This is a genomic window from Pseudomonas sp. GZD-222, assembly GCF_049310525.1.
Taxonomy (GTDB): domain Bacteria; phylum Pseudomonadota; class Gammaproteobacteria; order Pseudomonadales; family Pseudomonadaceae; genus Aquipseudomonas.
Genome location: NZ_JBMOWO010000126.1, coordinates 1 through 18,301 on the forward strand (window position 1 = coordinate 1; position 18,301 = coordinate 18,301).

An 18,301-nucleotide genomic window follows, 5' to 3' on the forward strand; every position below is an offset into this window, starting at 1 on the left:
TTTTGGTTTGGCTGTGTGGGGGGAACCCCCCCCCCCTACTCGGTGGGGGGGGCGGGCTTGCCCCGCGATGCTCCTAGCCGGCCACCCCGGTCCGGCAATGCAACACCAGTTTCGCCCCACCCAGCTCACTCGCCCCGACCTCAAGCGCAAAGCCATGCAGGTCGACAATCGCCGCTACCACCGACAACCCCAGCCCGAACCCCGAGTGACGTTGACCTTCCTCACTGCGATAAAAGCGCTTCAACACCGCCTCACGCTCATCCTCGGGAATCCCCGGCCCGCTGTCTTCCACTGCGATTTTCACCACCCCGTCTTCGCTGCTGGCGCCCATGCGCACCTGTCCGCCCGCAGGGGTGAACTTGATCGCATTGCCGAGCAGGTTGGCCAAGGCTTCGAACAACAGTTCGCGGTCACCATTGAGCGGCGGCAGTTGGGTGGGCAGATCAAGGCTCAGGCGAATCTCACCATCCTCGGCCAGCGGCAAGTAGAAATCGTGCATTTCCACCAGCAGGGCGCGTGGGTCGAGTTCGACAAACCCCGCCCGGCGCTGGCGATCCTCCAGCTCGCTGATGCGCAGCAAACCGCGAAAACGCGCCATCAAGGTGTCGGTTTCGCCAATCGCCTGCTCCAGTGCCTCAGCCTGGGGTGACTCGTCGCCGGCCTGCTGGCGGATCCGGTAGAGCTGGGCGCGCAGGCGCGTCAGCGGGGTGCGCAAGTCGTGGGCAATGTTGTCGCAGACGCCCTTGACCTCATGCATCAAGCGTTCGATGCGGTCGAGCATGGCGTTGACGATGGCGGCGAGCATGTCCAGTTCATCGCGGCGCTGCGACAGCGGCAGGCGTCGGGTCAGGTCACCGGCGACAATCTGTTCGGCGGTCGCCTGGATGGCGCGAATACGCTTGAGCGGTCGGCGGCGCAGTAGATACCAACCGGCGATGCCGGGAATGATGGTCAGCGACAGGCCCCAGAGCAGGGCATGCAGGATGATGCGGGTGACCACGAACAACGAGCCGTTATCGCGTACCAGCACCAGCCAGCGGCCATCACGGACCTTGATCGCCACGGCGTCGCAGCTGTCGCGCGGCAGGTGCGGGTCATCGGCGTCCAGGCAGCGGTTCAGTTCGTGGATCTTGCCGTCCAGGCCGAGGTCGGTTGGCAGCTGGCGGATCTGCCCGCCGAGGGGATTGAACTGCGCGTCGAACAGGCCATAGGCATCGAAACTGCGTTCTTCGAAGGCCTGGCTGGCAATCAGCGCGTCATCCAGTTGCTTGCCGCTCATGTGCGCGAACAGGTGCTGGCGCTGCAGCAGCGAGTGACGGGTGAGCTTGTTCAGATAGCCTGAGACCTCGAAGTACAGCACGCCCATGAGGATGCTGCTCCAGGCCACGAACAGAAAGCTGTACAGCGCCAGCAGGCGGCTGGTCGAGGAACTCCAACCCTTAGACGGGTTCGGCAATGGCATAGCCCGAGCCCCGCACGGTCCGAATCAGCGGAGTCTGGCCAGCGGCGTCGATCTTCTTGCGCAAGCGTCCGATATGCACGTCGATCAGGTTGGTGCCCGGGTCAAAGTGATAACCCCAGACTTCCTCGAAAATCATCATTCGGGTGATCACCTGGCCGGCATGGCGCATGAGGAATTCCAGCAACTTGTACTCGGTGGGCAGCAGGTTGAGGGTCTGCTCGCCGCGCCGGGCTTCGTGGCTGATCAGGTCCAGCTCGAGGTCGGCGACCTGCAGGCGGGTTTGTGCCAGCGGCACGCTGTTGCGCCGCAGCAGCACTTCAACGCGGGCCGCCATTTCGTCGGAGGCGAAGGGCTTGGTCAGGTAGTCGTCGCCACCAGCACGCAAGCCGCGCACCCGTTCGTCGACATCGGACAGGGCACTGATCATCAGGATCGGCGTGGCGATCTTCAGGGTGCGCAGAGTGGTGACGATGGTCAGGCCGTCGAGCTCAGGGAGCATGCGATCGAGGGTGATCAGGTCGTAGCCACCGGCAATGGCCTTGGCCAGTCCTTCACGGCCGTTGTCGGCCCATTCCACTTCCAGGCCATGGCTGGATAGCTCGGCGACGATCTCCTGGGCGGTCACGGCGTCGTCTTCGATAGTCAGTACGCGGGGCATGCTAGTACCTGGGCGGCGAGTAGAGACTTGATTGTGCCAAAGAATAGGCTGTGCCCGGGTTAAAGAAAAATTCATCTACGCAGGGTCTTTGCCGCCCGGCTGGGTGGCAGGGGGGGCTGGGGTGGCATGCGCGTGCCGAAGAGTTAAACCTTGGAGCAAGCCTACTCGATGCTCGGAAGACTCCTACATCTTCGCTTTGGGTGTTCTTGCTAGATTGCGGTTTTTACCACTTTACAGGAGCTCATGAGCCTATTTTGACCTTGCTTGCTAAAGGTCGGTTGCATGGGCGCTGACTTCCAGGGGTAGTTGTCTCTCGTTTAATTTAAAAATATGTCGTAGATGTAAACATGCATATCCTTGCTGGATCATACTCATGGACTATGAATACACGCTGGTTGCACTGGGGTTCTTTGCATTTTGTGGTGGCTTAATAGATGCGGCAGTGGGTGGAGGAGGGCTTGTTCAAGTGCCCGCGCTCTTGCACGCTTTGCCGCAATATAGCTTGGCTACCGTTTTTGCAACTAACAAGCTGGCGGTGTTGGCAGGAAATCTTTCATCCGTTCTCAGCTACACAAAAAGAATAGATATTGTATGGAGGCTTCTGCTGCCTACTCTGATTTCGGCCTTCATGTTTTCATTTCTAGGTGCTTTCTCCATCTCGCTGGTCCCGAAAGCGCTTATGGAACCGGTTGTTCTTGTGGTTTTGATCGTGATGGCGGTTTATACCTTTATAAAAAAGGATCTAGGTCGGGTTCATACGACAATACGGTGCGGAACCAAAGAAGTGCTGTTGGGGGTGTTTTTTGGAGGGTTGATTGGTTTCTATGACGGGGTTTTTGGGCCGGGGAGTGGGAGTCTGTTGCTTTTTTTCTTTGTCAAGATTTTTGGCTTCGACTTCTTGAATGCATCAGCTTCGGCAAAGCTGGTTAACCTAGGGACATTCAGCGCAGCGTTGCTCTTCTTTATTCCGTCGGGGAATGTGCTGTGGGCGATCGGTGGAGTGGTAGCTATCTGTAATATCGCAGGCTCTCTTACGGGGGCTTTTTGGCATTGCGATACGGTAGTGGTTTTATTCGCGTGTTCTTTTTGATCTTGCTGTTATTTCTTATCGGTAGAATGGGCGTGTCCATGTTGATATGAAAAAGGGCATGCCATTTCTGGCATGCCCTTCGGTTACCGCTCAGTAGCGCTTCAGGCGACCTTGACGATCCAGCCCGCCGGGCCTTCGATGTCGCCGCTCTGGATGCCGGTCAGCTCGCTGTAGAGCTTCTGGGTCACCGGACCGACTTCGGTCTCGCTGTGGAACACGTGCAGTTCGCCGTTGTAGTGGATACCGCCGATCGGGGTGATCACCGCTGCGGTGCCGCAGGCGCCGGCTTCTTTGAAGCGCTTCAGGTCGTTGATCAGCACGTCGCCTTCGATCACCTTCAGGCCAAGACGCGATTCGGCCAATTCCATCAACGACAGACGGGTGATCCCCGGCAGCACGGAGGCGGATTTCGGCGTGACGAATTCGTTATTGGCGGTGATGCCGAAGAAGTTGGCCGAACCGACTTCCTCGATCTTGGTGTGGGTCAGCGGATCCAGGTAGATGCAATCGGCAAAGCCGGCTTGCTTGGCCTTGTAACCCGGTTGCAGGCTGGCTGCGTAGTTGCCGCCGACCTTGGCCGCACCGGTGCCTTGTGGGGCAGCACGGTCGTAATCGGAGATCAGGAACTTGTGCGGGGTCATGCCGCCTTTGAAGTACGAGCCGACCGGAATGGCGAAGATCGAGAAGATGAACTCCGGAGCGGTACGCACGCCGATGTTGTCGCCCACGCCGATAACGAACGGACGCAGGTACAGCGCACCCTTGCCATACGGTGGAATGAAGCGTTCGTTGGCCTTGACCACCTGCTTGCAGGCATCAATGAACTGTTCGGTCGACACCTGCGGCATCAGCAGGCGGTCGCAGCTGCGCTGCATGCGCAGGGCGTTCTGGTCAGGGCGGAACAGGTTGATCGAGCCATCCTTGCAGCGGTAGGCCTTCATCCCTTCGAAGCATTGCTGGCCATAATGCAGCGCGGTCGAGCCTTCGCTGATGTGCAGCACGTTGTCTTCGGTCAGGGTGCCCTTGTCCCACTCGCCGTTACGGAAGTTGGACAGGTAGCGCTTGTCGGTCTTGATGTAGTCGAAGCCCAGCTTGTCCCAGTTAATGCTTTCGTTACTCATGGCACCCTCGAATCGGTTTGCATATGCCTGAACGCTCAGGCGTCTGTTATCGCGCACGCAGCCACGATAATACATCCCGTGCGGATCGGGAACGCCCAGTCAGAGGATTGGACCATGGTCGCAGTGAAATTTTCAGCCCGTCAGCTCACGCAGTAGCACCAGGCGCGCGCCGAAGCCAATCAGCAGGGTACCGAACAGGCGGTTTTGCAGCTTTTGCTTCCAGGGGCTGGCGGCCACCCAGCGGCCGATGCGATCACCGCTCAGCGCATAGAAGCTGTCAAAGCCCAGGCCAACGACCACCAGCACCGTGCCGAGAATGGCGAACTGCTGGCTGACCGAACCGGCCTCCTGGCTGATGAACTGCGGCAGCAAGACTGAGCAGAACAGCAGGGCCTTGGGGTTGAGCAGGTTGGTCAGCAGACCCTTTTTCAGCGCACCCGACCAATGGCTGCTGCGGTGAGTGCTGCCGCCGTCGATCGGCAGCGGGGTAACGGGAGCGCACAGCAGTTGCCACCCCAGCCATGCCAGGTACAAGCCACCGGCAATGCTCAACAGGTCGAAAGCCCAGGGGTAGGTGCGCAGCAGTGCGGCCAGGCCCAGGGCTGCGAGGCTGACATGCGCCGCGCGGGCGAGGGCCAGGCCCAGGGCGGTCATCAACGCTTGACGGCGGCCTTCTCTGGCGCCGGTATTGAGCAGCAGGAACATGTCTGGCCCCGGCACCAGGTAGACCACCAGAAGGGCTGCGCAAAACACGCTGTATTGAGTCATCGGGCATTCTCCGGCAAGCAACAGACTGGAGAAAATTCTAAGCCCGAAGGGGCTAGCAGGTGCTTGCGTTTGTTGCGCCGATACGCAGTTATATTGATATAAACTGCCAGGATCAGTAACGGAAAATACAGATCATGCCAAAAATCACCCTGGACGCTTTTGATCGCAAGATTCTCGACGCCCTGCAACGTAATGCGCGCCTGAGTAATGTCGAGTTGGCCGAGCTGATCGGCCTGTCGCCTTCACCTTGCCTGCGCCGGGTGCGCTTGCTCGAAGAGGCGGGACTGATCAAGGGCTATGCCGCGCAACTGGACCGCGACGAAGTCGGCCTGGGACTGACGGTGTTTGTCGGGGTCAAGGTCGAGCGTCATCATGAACCGGCCGCCCAGGCCTTTCAGCAGGCTGTGCTGGCGTTGCCGGAGGTCATTGCCGCGCACCTGGTGTCCGGCGAGTCGGATTTTCTCTTGCAGGTGGTGGTGCCGGACCTGCGCGCCTACGAGCGCTTTCTGATCGACACCTTGCTCAAACTGCCCGGGGTGAGTGATATTCGCAGCAACTTTGCCATCCAGACCGTCAAGCCCCATGGGCCTTTGCCGCTGACGCATCTGCAGGCTTGACCTACTGCAAAGGCAGGCGCAGTATGAACTCAAGACGATTTGCCTGCTGACCTCGATGCGTACCACGACTACCGCCTATAGCGGGGCTGGTACCGATGCTTGAACCTTAGGCAGTAGGTAAAACAAGGCCCCGCCAGCAATGGACGGGGCCTTGTCTTTTCTCCGTCCGGGCTGGTTGTTCTCAGGTTTCAGTTGCCCAGGTGCAGCTCACTGTCCACGTTCAGTTGCTGTAGAAATACTCGATCGTGGGAGGCCACCAGTAACGCCCCGCGGTACTGCTGCAGCATGGCTTCCAGGGCGCTGAGGGAGGGCAGGTCGAGATGATTGCCCGGCTCATCCAACAGCAGCAACTGCACCGGGGTGTCGCCATACAGCACCCCGGCCAGCATTGCCTTGAGCCGTTCGCCACCACTGAGTAGCCCACTGGGCAGATCGACCCGCCGGGCATCCAGGCCTAGCTGTGCCAGACGGGTGCGCAGGGCGCTTTCATCGGGGCTGTGGGTGCATTCGCGCAGGTGACCGAGGATCGATTGTGCGGCGGGTAGCTGGCTGCACTGCTGGTCGAGGTAGGCGATATTGCCACGTACTTCGCATTGTCCTGCGCGCGCTTGTAGCTGCCCGGCAATCACCTTGAGCAGGGTCGACTTGCCGCTGCCGTTGGCGCCGGTAAGCGCTATTCGTTCGCCGCCGTACAAGGTCCAGTTCAAGGGCTGCTGCTGCGGTACGGCGAACGGCAATTGCAACTCGCGCAGACACACCAGCGGGCTGCCTGTCGGCCGCACGGGGGCGGGCGTATGCAGCACAATCGCGCTGTTTTCCTCGACCTGACGGGCGGCCTCACGTACTTTCATCGACATCAATTGTTGGGCAACCTGATGGTCGCGTTGCTGCTTGCCGGCGGTTACCTCGCTGCGTTGCTGTTTGCGGTCCAGGAGGATCTTGGCCTGGTTAGTGTCGCGGGCCTCCCGGCTTGCCCTGGATTGGCGGCGTTCGAGGCGTTCGCGTTGTTGTTGCAGCTCGCGTGCCTGGCGCTGACGTTCCAGTTTCAAGCGCTCCAGGGTACGTTCGGCTTGCGTGCTTTGTTCGGCCTTGCACTGGGCATAGACGCTGTAATTGCCGCCGTAGCTGCGCAGACCCAGGGTCGAAAGTTCGACGATTCGCTGCATGTGTTCGAGCAGCTCACGGTCATGGCTGATTACCAGCAGACCCTTGTGCCACTGGCTGATCAGCTCGCGCAGCAGGGCGCGGCTGGCAGTGTCCAGATGGTTGCTGGGCTCATCCAGAATCAGGTAGTCGGCGTCACTCAGAAACGCGCCGAGTAACCCTACACGCATGGCCTGGCCACCGCTCAAGGTCACGACACGACGACCCGCATCCAGTTGTTCCAGCCCATGACGTTCCAGCTGCGCCTGCAGACGCTCGCGCATGTCCCAGCGTTCGTTCAGCGTATCGAAATCGGCTTGATCGCTGCTGCCCGCTTCGATGCGCGGCAAGGCATCAAGCACCTCGTCGACCTGAGCCAGTTGCGCCACGGTGGCGTCGGGGCTCGCCAACTGCTGCCCCAGATAATGCACGCGACCGACTGTGCGGCAGTGCCCGGCGCTAGGCTGCAGACGCCCGGCGAGGATCTGCGCCAGCACCGTCTTGCCCACGCCATTGCGTCCGACCAGGCCGGTGCGGCGCTGGTCGAAGCGTTCGTTGAGATCGGTAAACAATTGCCTGCCATCCGGCAAGGCAAAGGCGACGCTGTCGAGCGTCAGGATCGAGACAGGGGTCATATGACACTCCAGAAAATGCCTGCAACGTCCCCGCTGAAGGGGGATGAAGACGGGCCGTCAGACAGACGGCGGCATTAATGGCGCATCGGACCACACCTCGAAAAAAGTACTAGGGGCACAGCTTAAAGGTTGCGGCTGTGCCGGGTAAAGCTCGGCTGGCTCAGCCCTCGATCTGCTGACAGAACCGCAGGCGATTGCCGAACGGATCCGCGATCTCCATCTGCAGGCCCCAGCCGACATTGATCGCTTCAGGGCGGGAATAGCCGTAGCGCTTGTCTGCCAGCTCGCGCTGCAAGGCGATGATGTCCTCGACGCGGGCAAACACCGTCGAGCCGGGAGTGGCATCGCCGTGATGTTCGCTCAGGTGCAGGATCAGTCCGTCGCGGTGCACCTGGGCATACAGGGGCAGTTCGGGCTCGAAGCGGTGTTCCCAGTCCAGGGTGAAATCGAGGAAGTCCAGGTAGAACTCCTTGGCTTTGTCGACGCAGAAGATGCGCAGGACCGGGATGGCGGGGGCGAGCTGGATAGGTGAAGGCATGGGCATTCCGTGCGGTGAGTGGGCCAGCTGGCAGTGTGACAGGCGTTCAAGTAGCCAGCAATTACCTGCTTGACCTCCACTTAACTCGAGGTACGAAACTGCCCGCTCTTTCGTAAAGGAGCGCACCATGACCCTTGCCACTACCTCGCCAGCCTTCGAACTGTCCAACCCCGAAGGTCTCTACGACCCCAGCGCCAACGCCTATTCTCACGTCGCCGAAATCAGCTCCCGGGCCCGGCTCCTGTACATCGCCGGTCAGGGGGGTGAGGACATTGATGGGCAGCTTTCAACAGACTTTGCAGTGCAGGCCCGACAAGCCCTGGCCAATCTGCAGACGGCGTTGCGCAGCAGAGGTGCAGGGCTTGCGGATGTGTTCAAACTGACGCTGCTGATCGTCGATCACTCGGAAGAAAAGCTGCGCCAGTGGGTGGCCGAGGCGGACCGTGCCTGGGGGCCTCATATGAAGCCCACCTGCACGCTCATCCCGGTTCCGCGGTTGGCGCTGGACGCTATGCAGATCGAGATCGAGGCCACTGCAGCACTTAGAACGTAGCCTTGACCTGCAAGCCCAGAACCAGCGCATTGTCGATGTGCTCAGCGGAAAACGCGTCTGGCTCGATGATGTATTGTACATCCGGGCGCAGTGTCAGCCAGGGCGTGGCCTGGTAGCCGTAGCTGAGTTCGATCAGCTGTTCGGCGCTGTCCAGGTTCGGGAAGGCCTCGCCATTGGCCAGTGCGGCATCTTGCTGGACGTCGCGGCTGCGCGGGTTGGGCACGGCGCGGCCGTAACCCAGGGCGACGGTGTCGCGCGGTCGGCCTGAGAAGGGCTTGTAGAGCACCATGCCGGCGCCATACCACTTGCTGAACGGTGATGCGGCGCTGCTGGCTGCCGAGTACTGGCCAAAGGCATGCAGGCTACGGCCCGTTGTGACTTGCGAATTCCATACGGCCTGGTCGATCAGCAGGTAGTGACCGTCGCGGCCGGCCACGTCCTTGTCGCTGCCGATGCGTTTGGCGTCGGAGCTGTCGTAGTAGTAGCCCAGTTTGTATTCGCCGGGCAGTTCACCCTGCAGTTTGTACACCAGCTCGACCGGCACCACGGTACCGGTGCTGTGTTTGGGCCCCAGGTGCCAGGCGCGGCTGGAATTGCCGTTGCTCTCGGGGTCGACGTTGAAGGCGGCGACCCGCAGCTGCCAGGCCGAGGACAGGTCGTACTTCACCCGCACGCCGAGGTGGGCATTGGGGTAGTTGGTCCAGCCGCTGCCACCCGACATGTTCAGCGGATGGCCGCAGAAGCCGGCGTTCATGAAGTTGCAGAGAATGCCGCTGTCGAGGCCACCGAGGTCGTTGCCCATGGCCATGTAGCCGAACTTGACGTTCAGTGCCGGGGTGAGCAGGGTGCGCTCGTAGCTCAGTTCGGTCAGGCGGGTGTAGAGGCCGCCGTAGTTTTCCTGGATCGGCAAACGGTTCCCGACCAGGTCTTCGGAAGCACTGTTGCCGCGGCGGTCGTTGACGGTCAGCTGGACCTTGCCGCCGTTGTCCAGGCCATAAAGTTTGCCCAGATCGAACTGCACGCCGAGCTTGAGGTTCTGGGAGTAGCGCGCTGAACGATGCTGGCCGCCAGCGGCGTTGTAGGCGGTCTCGCCGCTGTAGTCGCCGGTGAACCTGATGCCTTGCTCGTTCAGTTGCTGACGCAGGCCGCTCCAGTCGCCGGTAAGCGTGTTTCGGGTGGTGAGGTTGTCTTCGGCCTGGCCGGGCAGGGAGGTAACACTGGCAAGGGACATGAGTAGCCACGAGGACAGGTGGATATGAGCGGATGACATTGTGGAGCTTTCCTGAGGTCTTTTCGTGCGAGCAGCCTTTCGCGGGGCAAGTCAGAGGATCAAGGCAGGGCGTAAGCCATTACATAGTCGCCACGATCAGTCGACTGACGTGCGCCGCCAGCGGTGATGACGATGTACTGCTTGCCGGTTTTCGGCGACACGTAGGTCATCGGGCCGCCCTGGCTGCCAACTGGCAGGCGGGCTTTCCAGACTTCCTCACCGTTGCCGCTGTTGAAGGCGCGCAGGTAGAAGTCCTGGGTGCCGGCGATGAACACCAGGCCGCCCTGGGTCGACAAGGTGCCACCGAGGGTCGGCAGGCCAACCTTGATCGGCAGGTGCATGCGGATACCCAGCGGGCCGGTGTCTTCGACGGTGCCCACCGGCACCTGCCAGGCGACTTTTTGCGTCTTCATGTCGATGGCAGTCAGGGTGCCGAACGGTGGCGCCTGGCAAGGAATGCCGGCGACCGAGAGGAAGCGGTTCTTGTTCACGGCATACGGCGTGCCTTTGAGTGGTACGGCGCCCATGCCGGTGTTCAGTGCTTCACCGCCGGAACTGGCCTGGCCACTGTTCTGCGACGGGATCATCTGGATCCACAAGCCCAGGCGCATGTCGTTGACGAAGATAAAACCGTGCACCGGGTCGGTGGAAATGCTGCCCCAGTTCATCCCGCCCAGCGAGCCGGGGAAGCTCAGCGACAGGTCAGTGCCGGGCGCCGTGTAGAGCCCGTCATAGCGCATTTTCTTGAAGTCGATGCGGCACAGCAGCTGGTCGTAAGGCGTGGCGCCCCACATATCCGACTCGGTCAGTTGCTGGGCGCCGATCTGCGGCATGCCCACTGATTTGGGCTGGGTCGGCGAGTAGGGCTCGTTGGCAATGTTGCCGGCTTTGACCGCGACTTCCTCGACCTGGGTCAGCGGTTTGCCGGTGGCGCGGTCAAGGACGAAGATCTGCCCGGCCTTGGTGCCGATCACCAATGCCGGAACAGACTGACCGTCGGTCTTGGTGAAATCGATCAGGCTCGGCTGCATCGGCAGGTCGAAGTCCCAGAGGTCGTTGTGCACGGTCTGGTACACCCATTTCTCTTCACCGCTGCTGGCGTCCAGGGCCAGCACTGAAGCGCCGTACTTGTGGTTCAGCTCCGTGCGCTCGACACCATAGATGTCGGTGGAAGAGCTGCCCATCGGCAGAAACAGGGTGTTCATCGCCGGGTCATAGGACATCGGCGCCCAGCTGTTGGGGGTGCTGCGCACGTAGGTGCTGTCGCCGCTCGGGGCGTTGCGGTCCTCGGGGTTGCCCGGGTCGAAGGCCCAGCGCATTTGCCCGCTGATAACGTCGAAACCACGGATCACGCCGCCGGGCATATCGGTCTGGACGTTGTCGGCAATACGCCCGCCAACGACCACGGTGGTGCCGGCCATCAGCGGTGCCGACGACAGTTGGTAGTAGCTGTCCGGGACATTGCCCAGGCCGGCCTTGAGATCGACCTGGCCGTTATTGCCGAAGCCTTGGCAGAACTCGCCGGTGTCGGCGTCGACGGCGATCAGGCGGGCGTCGATGGTGTTGGTCAGCAGACGGCGCTGGCAATTGGCGCCGGCCGCTACGTTGGCGGCGATGATTGCCGAGGCGTTGGCCTGGGTCGGTTGTGCGATCGGCGCGGTGGCATCGAAGTAGGCCAGGCCACGGCAACGCTGCCAGACCTTCGACCTGGCGTTGATCGCGTTCTTCCACAGCTCCTTGCCGGTGTCGGCATCGAGGGCGATCAGGTTGTTGTGCGGGGTGCAGATGAACACCTTGTTGCCGACCTGCAGTGGCGTCAGCTGGTCTTCGGCGCCGTTGCCGTCGCTGAAGGCCACATCACCGGTGTGATAGGTCCAGGCCACTTTCAGCTGATTGACGTTGTCGCGATGGATCTGGTCCAGCGCGGCAAAACGGCTACCGCCTTCGGTGTTGCCGTAGTGCGCCCAGTCTTTCTGGGCGTTGGCCGGATCAACGGCGGTTACGCCAGGGCTATCGCCAGTGGGGGCGACGCTGGGGTGGGCGACGAACATGTTGCCTGCGGCAAAGACCAGCGCTATAGCCAGCACCCCGGCCACACCATAGGCACTGCGGCCTGGAGTATTACCCGCAGCGCGGGCCAGCAGCGGGTAGGCCAGCGCCAGCGCCAGACCGATGGCGCCGAACATGAACAGGCGCGAGAACAGCGGCCAGAACACCAGCCCGACATCCGCCAGGGCCCAGATCGCGGTACCGGCCAGGAACGCGGCGTACAGCCAGGCACCTGTCGGCTTGCGGCGCGCGACCAGCAGGCCGGAAACGGCCATCAGCAAACCGCCGATCAGGAAGTACCAGGAGCCACCCAGGCTGACCAGTTTCACGCCGCCAGCGGCCAGCGCCAGGCCGAGCAGGGCGATGATCAGCCCCAGGCCAACCAGGATGAATGTAGAGGCGCCAGAGGTGCGCGGTGCTTGCTTCATATCGAAAAAAACTCGAGGTGGGGAGTGGTCGAATTATACCCTTAGCAAGCTAATTAACAAGTTAGTACATTTTAGACGATAGGATCATTGGCTGCTCTGTTGCTTTCAAGGCAGCGTCAGGGTTTCATGGTGGCCAATGCGCGGAATCGCGTAATGGCGTGCAACGAGACCCGATATGAAAACCCGTTTTGAGAGATGTGGTGTGCCTGTGCTCAGTATTCAGTGTGATGACAACCTTCATGGCGTCAACCTTCAGCCATCGGTGATAAACGCATGATCGAAGTGACCGAAGTTTCCATTGCCCAGTTGCGCGCGGCGCTCGAATCCGGCCAGACCACTGCGGTCGAGCTGGTTCAGGCCTATCTTGCCCGTATCGATGCCTATGACGGCCCGGCAACAGCCACCGCACTCAATGCCGTGGTTGTGCGCAACCCTGAAGCACTCAAGGAGGCCGAGGCCTCTGATGCGCGTCGGGCCAGGGGCGAAACCCTCGGGCCGCTGGATGGCATTCCTTACACGGCCAAAGACAGCTACCTGGTCAAAGGGCTCACCGCGGCTTCCGGCAGCCCGGCCTTTGCCGAACTGGTTGCCTACCGCGATGCGTTCACCATCGAGCGGCTGCGCGCGGCGGGCGCCATCTGCCTGGGCAAGACCAACATGCCACCGATGGCCAACGGTGGTATGCAGCGCGGGGTGTATGGCCGGGCCGAGAGTCCGTACAACGCCGAGTACCTCACCGCACCCTTCGCTTCGGGTTCATCCAATGGCGCCGGTACCGCCACTGCCGCGAGCTTCTCGGCGTTCGGCCTGGCCGAAGAAACCTGGTCGAGTGGGCGCGGTCCGGCCTCGAACAACGGCTTGTGCGCCTACACGCCTTCGCGCGGGGTGATTTCGGTGCGCGGTAACTGGCCGCTGACGCCGACCATGGACGTCGTCGTGCCCTTTGCCCGGACCATGGCTGACCTGCTCGAAGTGCTCGATGTGGTGGTCGCCGAAGACCCCGACACTCGCGGCGACCTGTGGCGGATGCAGCCCTGGGTGGCGATTCCGAGTGTCGCCTCGGTGCGTCCGGCGTCGTACCTGGAGCTGGCGGTCAACGCCTCGGCACTGGCAGGCAAGCGTTTGGGCATCCCGAAGATGTACATCAATGCCGACCCTGAGGCCGGCACCAGCGAAGCGCCGGGTATTGGTGGGCCGACCGGCCAGCGTATCAACACCCGTCCGACAGTCATCGAGCTCTGGGAGCAGGCGCGCAAAGCCCTCGAGGCTGCGGGTGCAGAAGTGATCGAAGTGGATTTCCCGCTGGTTTCCAACTGCGAAGGCGATCGCCCCGGCGCGCCGACGGTGTTCAATCGTGGCCTGGTGTCCAAGGAGTTCCTCCACCATGAGCTGTGGGACCTGACCGCCTGGGCCTTTGACGATTTCCTTCAGGCCAACGGCGATCCGAAACTGAATCGTCTGGTCGACGTCGATGGTCCGAAGATCTTCCCTCACGATCCGGGCACGCTGCCCAACCGCGAAGGCGATCTGGCTGCGGGCATGGATGAGTACGTGCGCATGGCCGAGCGTGGTATCACCCCCTGGGATCAGATCAGCACTGTGCCTGATGGCCTGCGCGGACTGGAGAAAACCCGGCGCATCGACCTTGAAGAGTGGATGGATCGCCTCAAGCTCGATGCCGTGCTGTTCCCGACGGTCGCCGATGTCGCCCCGGCCAATTCCGATGTCGACCCGGCGTCGGCGGACATTGCCTGGAGCAACGGTGTCTGGGTGGCCAACGGCAACTTGGCGATTCGTCACCTGGGTGTGCCGACGGTCACCGTGCCGATGGGCGTGATGGCGGATATCGGCATGCCGGTCGGCCTGACCTTTGCCGGACGCGCTTATGACGATTCGTCGTTGCTGCGCCTGGCGTCGGCGTTCGAGTCGACAGGGTCGAAGCGCTTGGTGCCGCCGCGCACGCCGCCACTGGTGGCTGCTAAGGCGTAAGAGAAGAGGGTGGGGTTGACGCTACACAGCGTCAATCCCGGCCGCTGGTGGCCGTGCAGTGTGCTTGAGGTGCGCGCGTGACTACGACAGAAATGTCGTGAATAGAGAGGAGTTTGGATCAGAAGAAAATGGCAGGGGCGGCTGGATTCGAACCAACGCATGGCAGGATCAAAACCTGCTGCCTTACCGCTTGGCGACGCCCCTGTAGCTGTTGCGACGAGTCTCTGGTACTCGTTTGAAGAGATAGCATTCGCTGCCGTTGCAGGAATGCGCGGAAATTTATCAACTTTTCTGCCGTCTGGGAAGAGCCAGAGCAAATAAATTGTTTTTAAAACAGCCGGTTACTGTCGCGGCAGGTCAGGCGTCATACTGTTCACTCCATTTCAGCAGGAAATTCCCCATGGCAAACCACGACATCACCTTCGTTCCCGACCCCGACCCGGAATCCATCTCCAGCGACGTTGCCGGGTTTGGCGGTGTGCTGGTTTCCACCCAGATTCCAACCCGTGCCGATGGCAGCCTGGAACTGGGGGATATCACCTTGCAGAGCGAATGCACCCTGCAGGCACTCAAGGTCGCACTGGAGCGTGCAGGCAGCTCGATGGACCGGGTGCTGCACCTGACCATCTACCTCACCGACATGGCTGACCGCGCCGCCTTCAACGAGGTCTACCAGCGTTTCTTCGCCAAGCCCTGGCCGGTGCGCGCTGCTGTCGGCGTGGCCTCGTTGGCGGTTGAAGGCATGCGTGTGGAAGTGACGGCAATGGCGGCCAAAGGCTGAGCTGATTGTAGTGGGAGCGGGCTTGCCTCGCGATTGCGGGCTGCCAGTCACATCGTATCGCGGGGCAAACCCGTTCCCACCGCCCGGCAGCATAGGGGTGCCTGTCACGCGTTTCGCGCTACAATGCGCGCCTTGACCGTGACAAGCCTGACTAAAAAAACATGTCCTTACCCAAGCATCACCTGGAACTGCTCAGCCCCGCCCGCGATGTAGCCATCGCCCGTGAGGCCATCCTGCATGGCGCCGACGCCGTGTACCTCGGTGGCCCAAGCTTCGGTGCCCGCCACAACGCCTGTAACGAGGTGAGCGATATCGCTCAGTTGGTGGAGTTTGCCCGTCGCTATCACGCCCGGGTATTCACCACCATCAACACCATCCTCCACGACAACGAGCTGGAACCGGCGCGCAAGCTGATCCACCAGTTGTACGATGCCGGTGTCGATGCCTTGATCGTTCAGGACCTGGGGGTGATGGAGCTGGATATTCCGCCCATCGAGCTGCACGCCAGCACCCAGACCGACATCCGTACCCTGGCGCGGGCGAAGTTCCTCGATCAGGCCGGTTTCTCGCAGCTGGTTCTCGCTCGTGAGCTGAACCTCAAGGAAATTCGTGCCATCGCCGATGAAACCGACGCGGCGATCGAGTTCTTCATTCACGGTGCGTTGTGCGTGGCGTTCTCCGGCCAGTGCAACATTTCCCATGCCCAGACCGGACGCAGCGCCAACCGCGGCGACTGCTCCCAGGCGTGCCGCCTGCCGTACACCCTCAAGGACGAAAAGGGCGGCGTGATCGCCTATGAGAAGCACCTGCTGTCGATGAAAGACAATAACCAGAGCGCCAACATCCGCGCCCTGGTCGAAGCCGGTGTGCGTTCGTTCAAGATCGAAGGGCGCTACAAGGACATGGGCTATGTGAAGAACATCACGGCCTACTACCGCCAGCGCCTGGACGACGTCCTCGAAGACCGCCCGGACCTCGCCCGTGCCTCCAGCGGCCGCACCGCGCACTTCTTCGTGCCGGATCCAGACAAGACCTTCCACCGTGGCAGCACCGACTACTTCGTCAGTGAGCGCAAGATCGACATCGGCGCCTTCGACTCGCCGACCTTCACCGGTCTGGCGGTAGGCGTGGTCGAGAAAGTCGGCAAGCGTGACATGCAGGTCGTCACCCATGAGCCGCTGTCCAACGGCGACGGCCTCAATGTGTTGGTTAAACGCGAAGTCGTGGGCTTTCGTGCCAACATCGCCGAGCCCAAGGGCGAGTTCGATGAAGACGGCGAAAAGCGCTACCGCTACCGCGTCGAGCCGAACGAAATGCCTAAAGGGATGTACCAGCTGCGGCCGAACCACCCGCTGAGCCGTAACCTCGACCACAACTGGCAGCAAGCCCTGCAGAAAACCTCTGCAGAGCGCCGTGTTGGCCTGGCCTGGGTTGCGCGCTTGCGTGAAGAGCGTCTGGAATTGACCGCCACCAGCGAAGAGGGTGTCAGCGCCAGCGTTGTCCTGGACGGCCCTTTTGGCGCGGCGAACAAGCCGGAACAGGCGCTGGAGCAACTGCACGATCTGCTCGGCCAGTTGGGTACCACCCAATACCACGCCAGCGCCATCGAGCTGGATGCGCCACAGGCATACTTCATCCCCAACTCGCAGCTCAAGGCCTTGCGCCGCGAAGTGATCGAGGCGCTGACTGAAGCGCGTATCAAGGCGCACCCACGCGGTGGGCGTAAGGCGGAAAGCAATCCGCCGCCGGTGTACCCGGAATCGCACCTGTCGTTCCTGGCCAACGTCTACAACCAGAAGGCGCGCGATTTCTATCACCGCCACGGCGTCAAGCTGATCGATGCGGCTTATGAGGCCCATGAAGAGAAGGGCGAAGTGCCGGTGATGATCACCAAGCACTGCCTGCGTTTCTCCTTCAACCTCTGCCCGAAACAGGCCAAGGGCGTCACTGGCGTGCGTACCAAGGTCGCGCCGATGCAACTGATTCACGGCGACGAGGTGCTGACCCTGAAGTTCGACTGCAAACCTTGCGAGATGCACGTCATCGGCAAGATGAAGGGGCACATCTTCGATCTGCCGCAGCCGGGCAGCCAGCAAGTGGTTGGCCATATCAGCCCTGAAGACCTGCTCAAGACCATCCCCCGCGCCCCGCACTGAATGATCGCGAGCGCGGCGTTACGGCGTCGCGCTCGTCCTCAACCGCGAAGTTCCATCCCCGCTTTGTCCAGCAGCCAGCTACGGAACGCCTCCAGCGCTGGCAGCGCCTGGTTGCGCGGCGGATACACCAGGTAGTAACTGCGTGCACTGGCAAAGGGCAGGGCAGGGCTGCTCAACTCGCCACTGGCCAGTTCATCGCTGATCAGGATGCGTGGCACCAGGCCGATGCCGATGTCAGCGCGCACCGCCTGGATCAAATGCGACGTCAGTTCGAAGCTCGGCCCCAGGCGCATGGCCTGGTGCGCCAGGCCGTGGTGGGTGAACCATTCGCCCCAGGCATTGGCGTTGTTGGCGACACTGAGCAGCACCTGTTGGCTGATGTCTTTCGGGCTCCAGTCGGACCGGCTGGCCGCCAGGGTTGGTGACAGGATCACCATCAATTCTTCGGCGTGCAGACGGTGGCAGATCAGCCCCGGCAGGTCGCTGGTGGCGACCACGATGGCGGCGTCGATGCCGCTGGTGGCGAAGTCCACCGGTTCAATCCGCGAATTGATGTGTACCAGCACCTCGGGGTGACTGCGGTAGAACTCATGCAAGCGAGGCAACAACCATTTCGAGCCGAAAGTCGGCAAGGTGGCCAGGCGCAGGCTGCCGCCGCCAGCCTGGTGGGCGATGGCGTGCAGGGTGGCGCTGCGCACGCGGCCGAGGGCCTCGCTGATTTCGCGCTGGTACAGGCGTCCGACATCGGTGAGCTTGACCGTGCGGCCTTCGCGGCGGAACAACGTCACCCCCAGTTGCTGTTCCAGGGCCTGGACCTGACGGCTGACGGCGCTTTGGGTCAGCGCCAGTTCCACCGCCGCACGGGTATAGCTTTCGTGACGCGCGGCGGCTTCAAAGGCGAGCAGCAGGGACATGGAAGGCGTGAGGTTGCGGTAATTCATTCGTAAAAGTCATCAAAGGCTGCGGGAATATCCGTTTGTGCCTGGCGCAAGGCTGCGGGATCATTGGCATCATCCACTACCTGGCGGTGTACTGACCATACC

General features: G+C 61.6%; 14 protein-coding genes, 1 tRNA gene and 1 pseudogene. 6 read left to right on the top strand and 10 right to left on the bottom strand.

Features of this window, described 5'->3' with window-relative positions; genetic code table 11:
* Window positions 1-73 precede the first annotated feature (73 nt).
* Complete coding sequence (locus ACO6VD_RS23735; RefSeq protein ID WP_422422404.1) at window positions 74-1,462, bottom strand: sensor histidine kinase; 1,389 nt, start codon at window positions 1,460-1,462, stop codon at window positions 74-76.
* Window positions 1,440-2,120 (bottom strand): response regulator transcription factor, encoded by a 681-nt coding sequence (locus ACO6VD_RS23740; RefSeq protein ID WP_400173652.1) that lies wholly within the window; start codon window positions 2,118-2,120, stop codon window positions 1,440-1,442. The genes ACO6VD_RS23735 and ACO6VD_RS23740 overlap by 23 nt, the downstream gene beginning before the upstream one ends.
* 373 nt (window positions 2,121-2,493) lie before the next feature.
* Here ACO6VD_RS23740 and ACO6VD_RS23745 point away from each other — a divergent pair.
* Window positions 2,494-3,260: pseudogene (locus ACO6VD_RS23745) on the top strand (sulfite exporter TauE/SafE family protein).
* Window positions 3,261-3,311: 51 nt separating this feature from the next.
* On the opposite strand, the gene ACO6VD_RS23750 reads toward ACO6VD_RS23745, so the two are convergent.
* Together ACO6VD_RS23750 and ACO6VD_RS23755 are read right to left on the bottom strand one after the other, a co-directional pair.
* Window positions 3,312-4,331 carry a branched-chain amino acid aminotransferase gene (locus tag ACO6VD_RS23750; RefSeq protein WP_422422405.1) on the bottom strand — a complete coding sequence of 340 codons (1,020 nt, stop codon included), beginning with the start codon at window positions 4,329-4,331 and terminating at the stop codon, window positions 3,312-3,314.
* 132 nt (window positions 4,332-4,463) lie between these two features.
* Complete coding sequence (locus ACO6VD_RS23755; RefSeq protein WP_422422406.1) at window positions 4,464-5,099, bottom strand: LysE family translocator; 636 nt, start codon at window positions 5,097-5,099, stop codon at window positions 4,464-4,466.
* 143 nt (window positions 5,100-5,242) lie between these two features.
* On the opposite strand from ACO6VD_RS23755, the gene ACO6VD_RS23760 reads away from it, so the two are divergent.
* Window positions 5,243-5,716 (top strand): Lrp/AsnC family transcriptional regulator, encoded by a 474-nt coding sequence (locus ACO6VD_RS23760; protein WP_422422469.1) that lies wholly within the window; start codon window positions 5,243-5,245, stop codon window positions 5,714-5,716.
* 188 nt (window positions 5,717-5,904) lie between these two features.
* Here ACO6VD_RS23760 and ACO6VD_RS23765 read toward each other — a convergent pair whose 3' ends face one another.
* A complete protein-coding gene (locus ACO6VD_RS23765) occupies window positions 5,905-7,494 on the bottom strand; it encodes an ABC-F family ATP-binding cassette domain-containing protein (protein WP_422422407.1) in 1,590 nt (529 codons plus the stop codon).
* A gap of 160 nt (window positions 7,495-7,654) precedes the next feature.
* On the bottom strand, window positions 7,655-8,020 hold the full coding sequence (locus ACO6VD_RS23770; protein ID WP_422422470.1) for a glyoxalase superfamily protein: 366 nt from the start codon (window positions 8,018-8,020) through the stop codon (window positions 7,655-7,657).
* Window positions 8,021-8,159: 139 nt separating this feature from the next.
* Between ACO6VD_RS23770 and ACO6VD_RS23775 the strand changes: the two genes are divergently transcribed.
* On the top strand, window positions 8,160-8,585 hold the full coding sequence (locus ACO6VD_RS23775; RefSeq protein WP_422422408.1) for a RidA family protein: 426 nt from the start codon (window positions 8,160-8,162) through the stop codon (window positions 8,583-8,585).
* Here the strand turns inward: ACO6VD_RS23775 and ACO6VD_RS23780 are convergent.
* Together ACO6VD_RS23780 and ACO6VD_RS23785 are read right to left on the bottom strand one after the other, a co-directional pair.
* The gene (locus ACO6VD_RS23780) at window positions 8,575-9,816 is read right to left on the bottom strand and encodes a carbohydrate porin (RefSeq protein ID WP_422422409.1); all 1,242 of its coding nucleotides are present in this window, start codon (window positions 9,814-9,816) and stop codon (window positions 8,575-8,577) included. The two genes, ACO6VD_RS23775 and ACO6VD_RS23780, sit on opposite strands and share 11 nt — an antisense overlap.
* Window positions 9,817-9,914: 98 nt before the next feature.
* On the bottom strand, window positions 9,915-12,332 hold the full coding sequence (locus tag ACO6VD_RS23785; RefSeq protein ID WP_422422410.1) for a glucose/quinate/shikimate family membrane-bound PQQ-dependent dehydrogenase: 2,418 nt from the start codon (window positions 12,330-12,332) through the stop codon (window positions 9,915-9,917).
* Window positions 12,333-12,605: 273 nt separating this feature from the next.
* Between ACO6VD_RS23785 and ACO6VD_RS23790 the strand changes: the two genes are divergently transcribed.
* On the top strand, window positions 12,606-14,321 hold the full coding sequence (locus ACO6VD_RS23790; protein WP_422422411.1) for an amidase: 1,716 nt from the start codon (window positions 12,606-12,608) through the stop codon (window positions 14,319-14,321).
* Between the two features lie 129 nt (window positions 14,322-14,450).
* On the opposite strand, the gene ACO6VD_RS23795 is transcribed toward ACO6VD_RS23790, so the two are convergent.
* A tRNA-Gln gene (locus ACO6VD_RS23795) sits at window positions 14,451-14,525 on the bottom strand.
* A gap of 196 nt (window positions 14,526-14,721) precedes the next feature.
* Here ACO6VD_RS23795 and ACO6VD_RS23800 point away from each other — a divergent pair.
* Both ACO6VD_RS23800 and ACO6VD_RS23805 read left to right on the top strand, forming a co-directional pair.
* The gene (locus ACO6VD_RS23800; RefSeq protein ID WP_422422412.1) at window positions 14,722-15,102 is read left to right on the top strand and encodes a RidA family protein; all 381 of its coding nucleotides are present in this window, start codon (window positions 14,722-14,724) and stop codon (window positions 15,100-15,102) included.
* 161 nt (window positions 15,103-15,263) lie between these two features.
* Window positions 15,264-17,258, top strand: a complete 1,995-nt coding sequence (locus tag ACO6VD_RS23805; RefSeq protein WP_422422413.1) for a peptidase U32 family protein — start codon at window positions 15,264-15,266, stop codon at window positions 17,256-17,258.
* A 38-nt stretch (window positions 17,259-17,296) separates the two neighbouring features.
* Here ACO6VD_RS23805 and ACO6VD_RS23810 read toward each other — a convergent pair whose 3' ends face one another.
* Window positions 17,297-18,199, bottom strand: a complete 903-nt coding sequence (locus ACO6VD_RS23810; RefSeq protein WP_422422414.1) for a LysR substrate-binding domain-containing protein — start codon at window positions 18,197-18,199, stop codon at window positions 17,297-17,299.
* Window positions 18,200-18,301 lie beyond the last annotated feature (102 nt).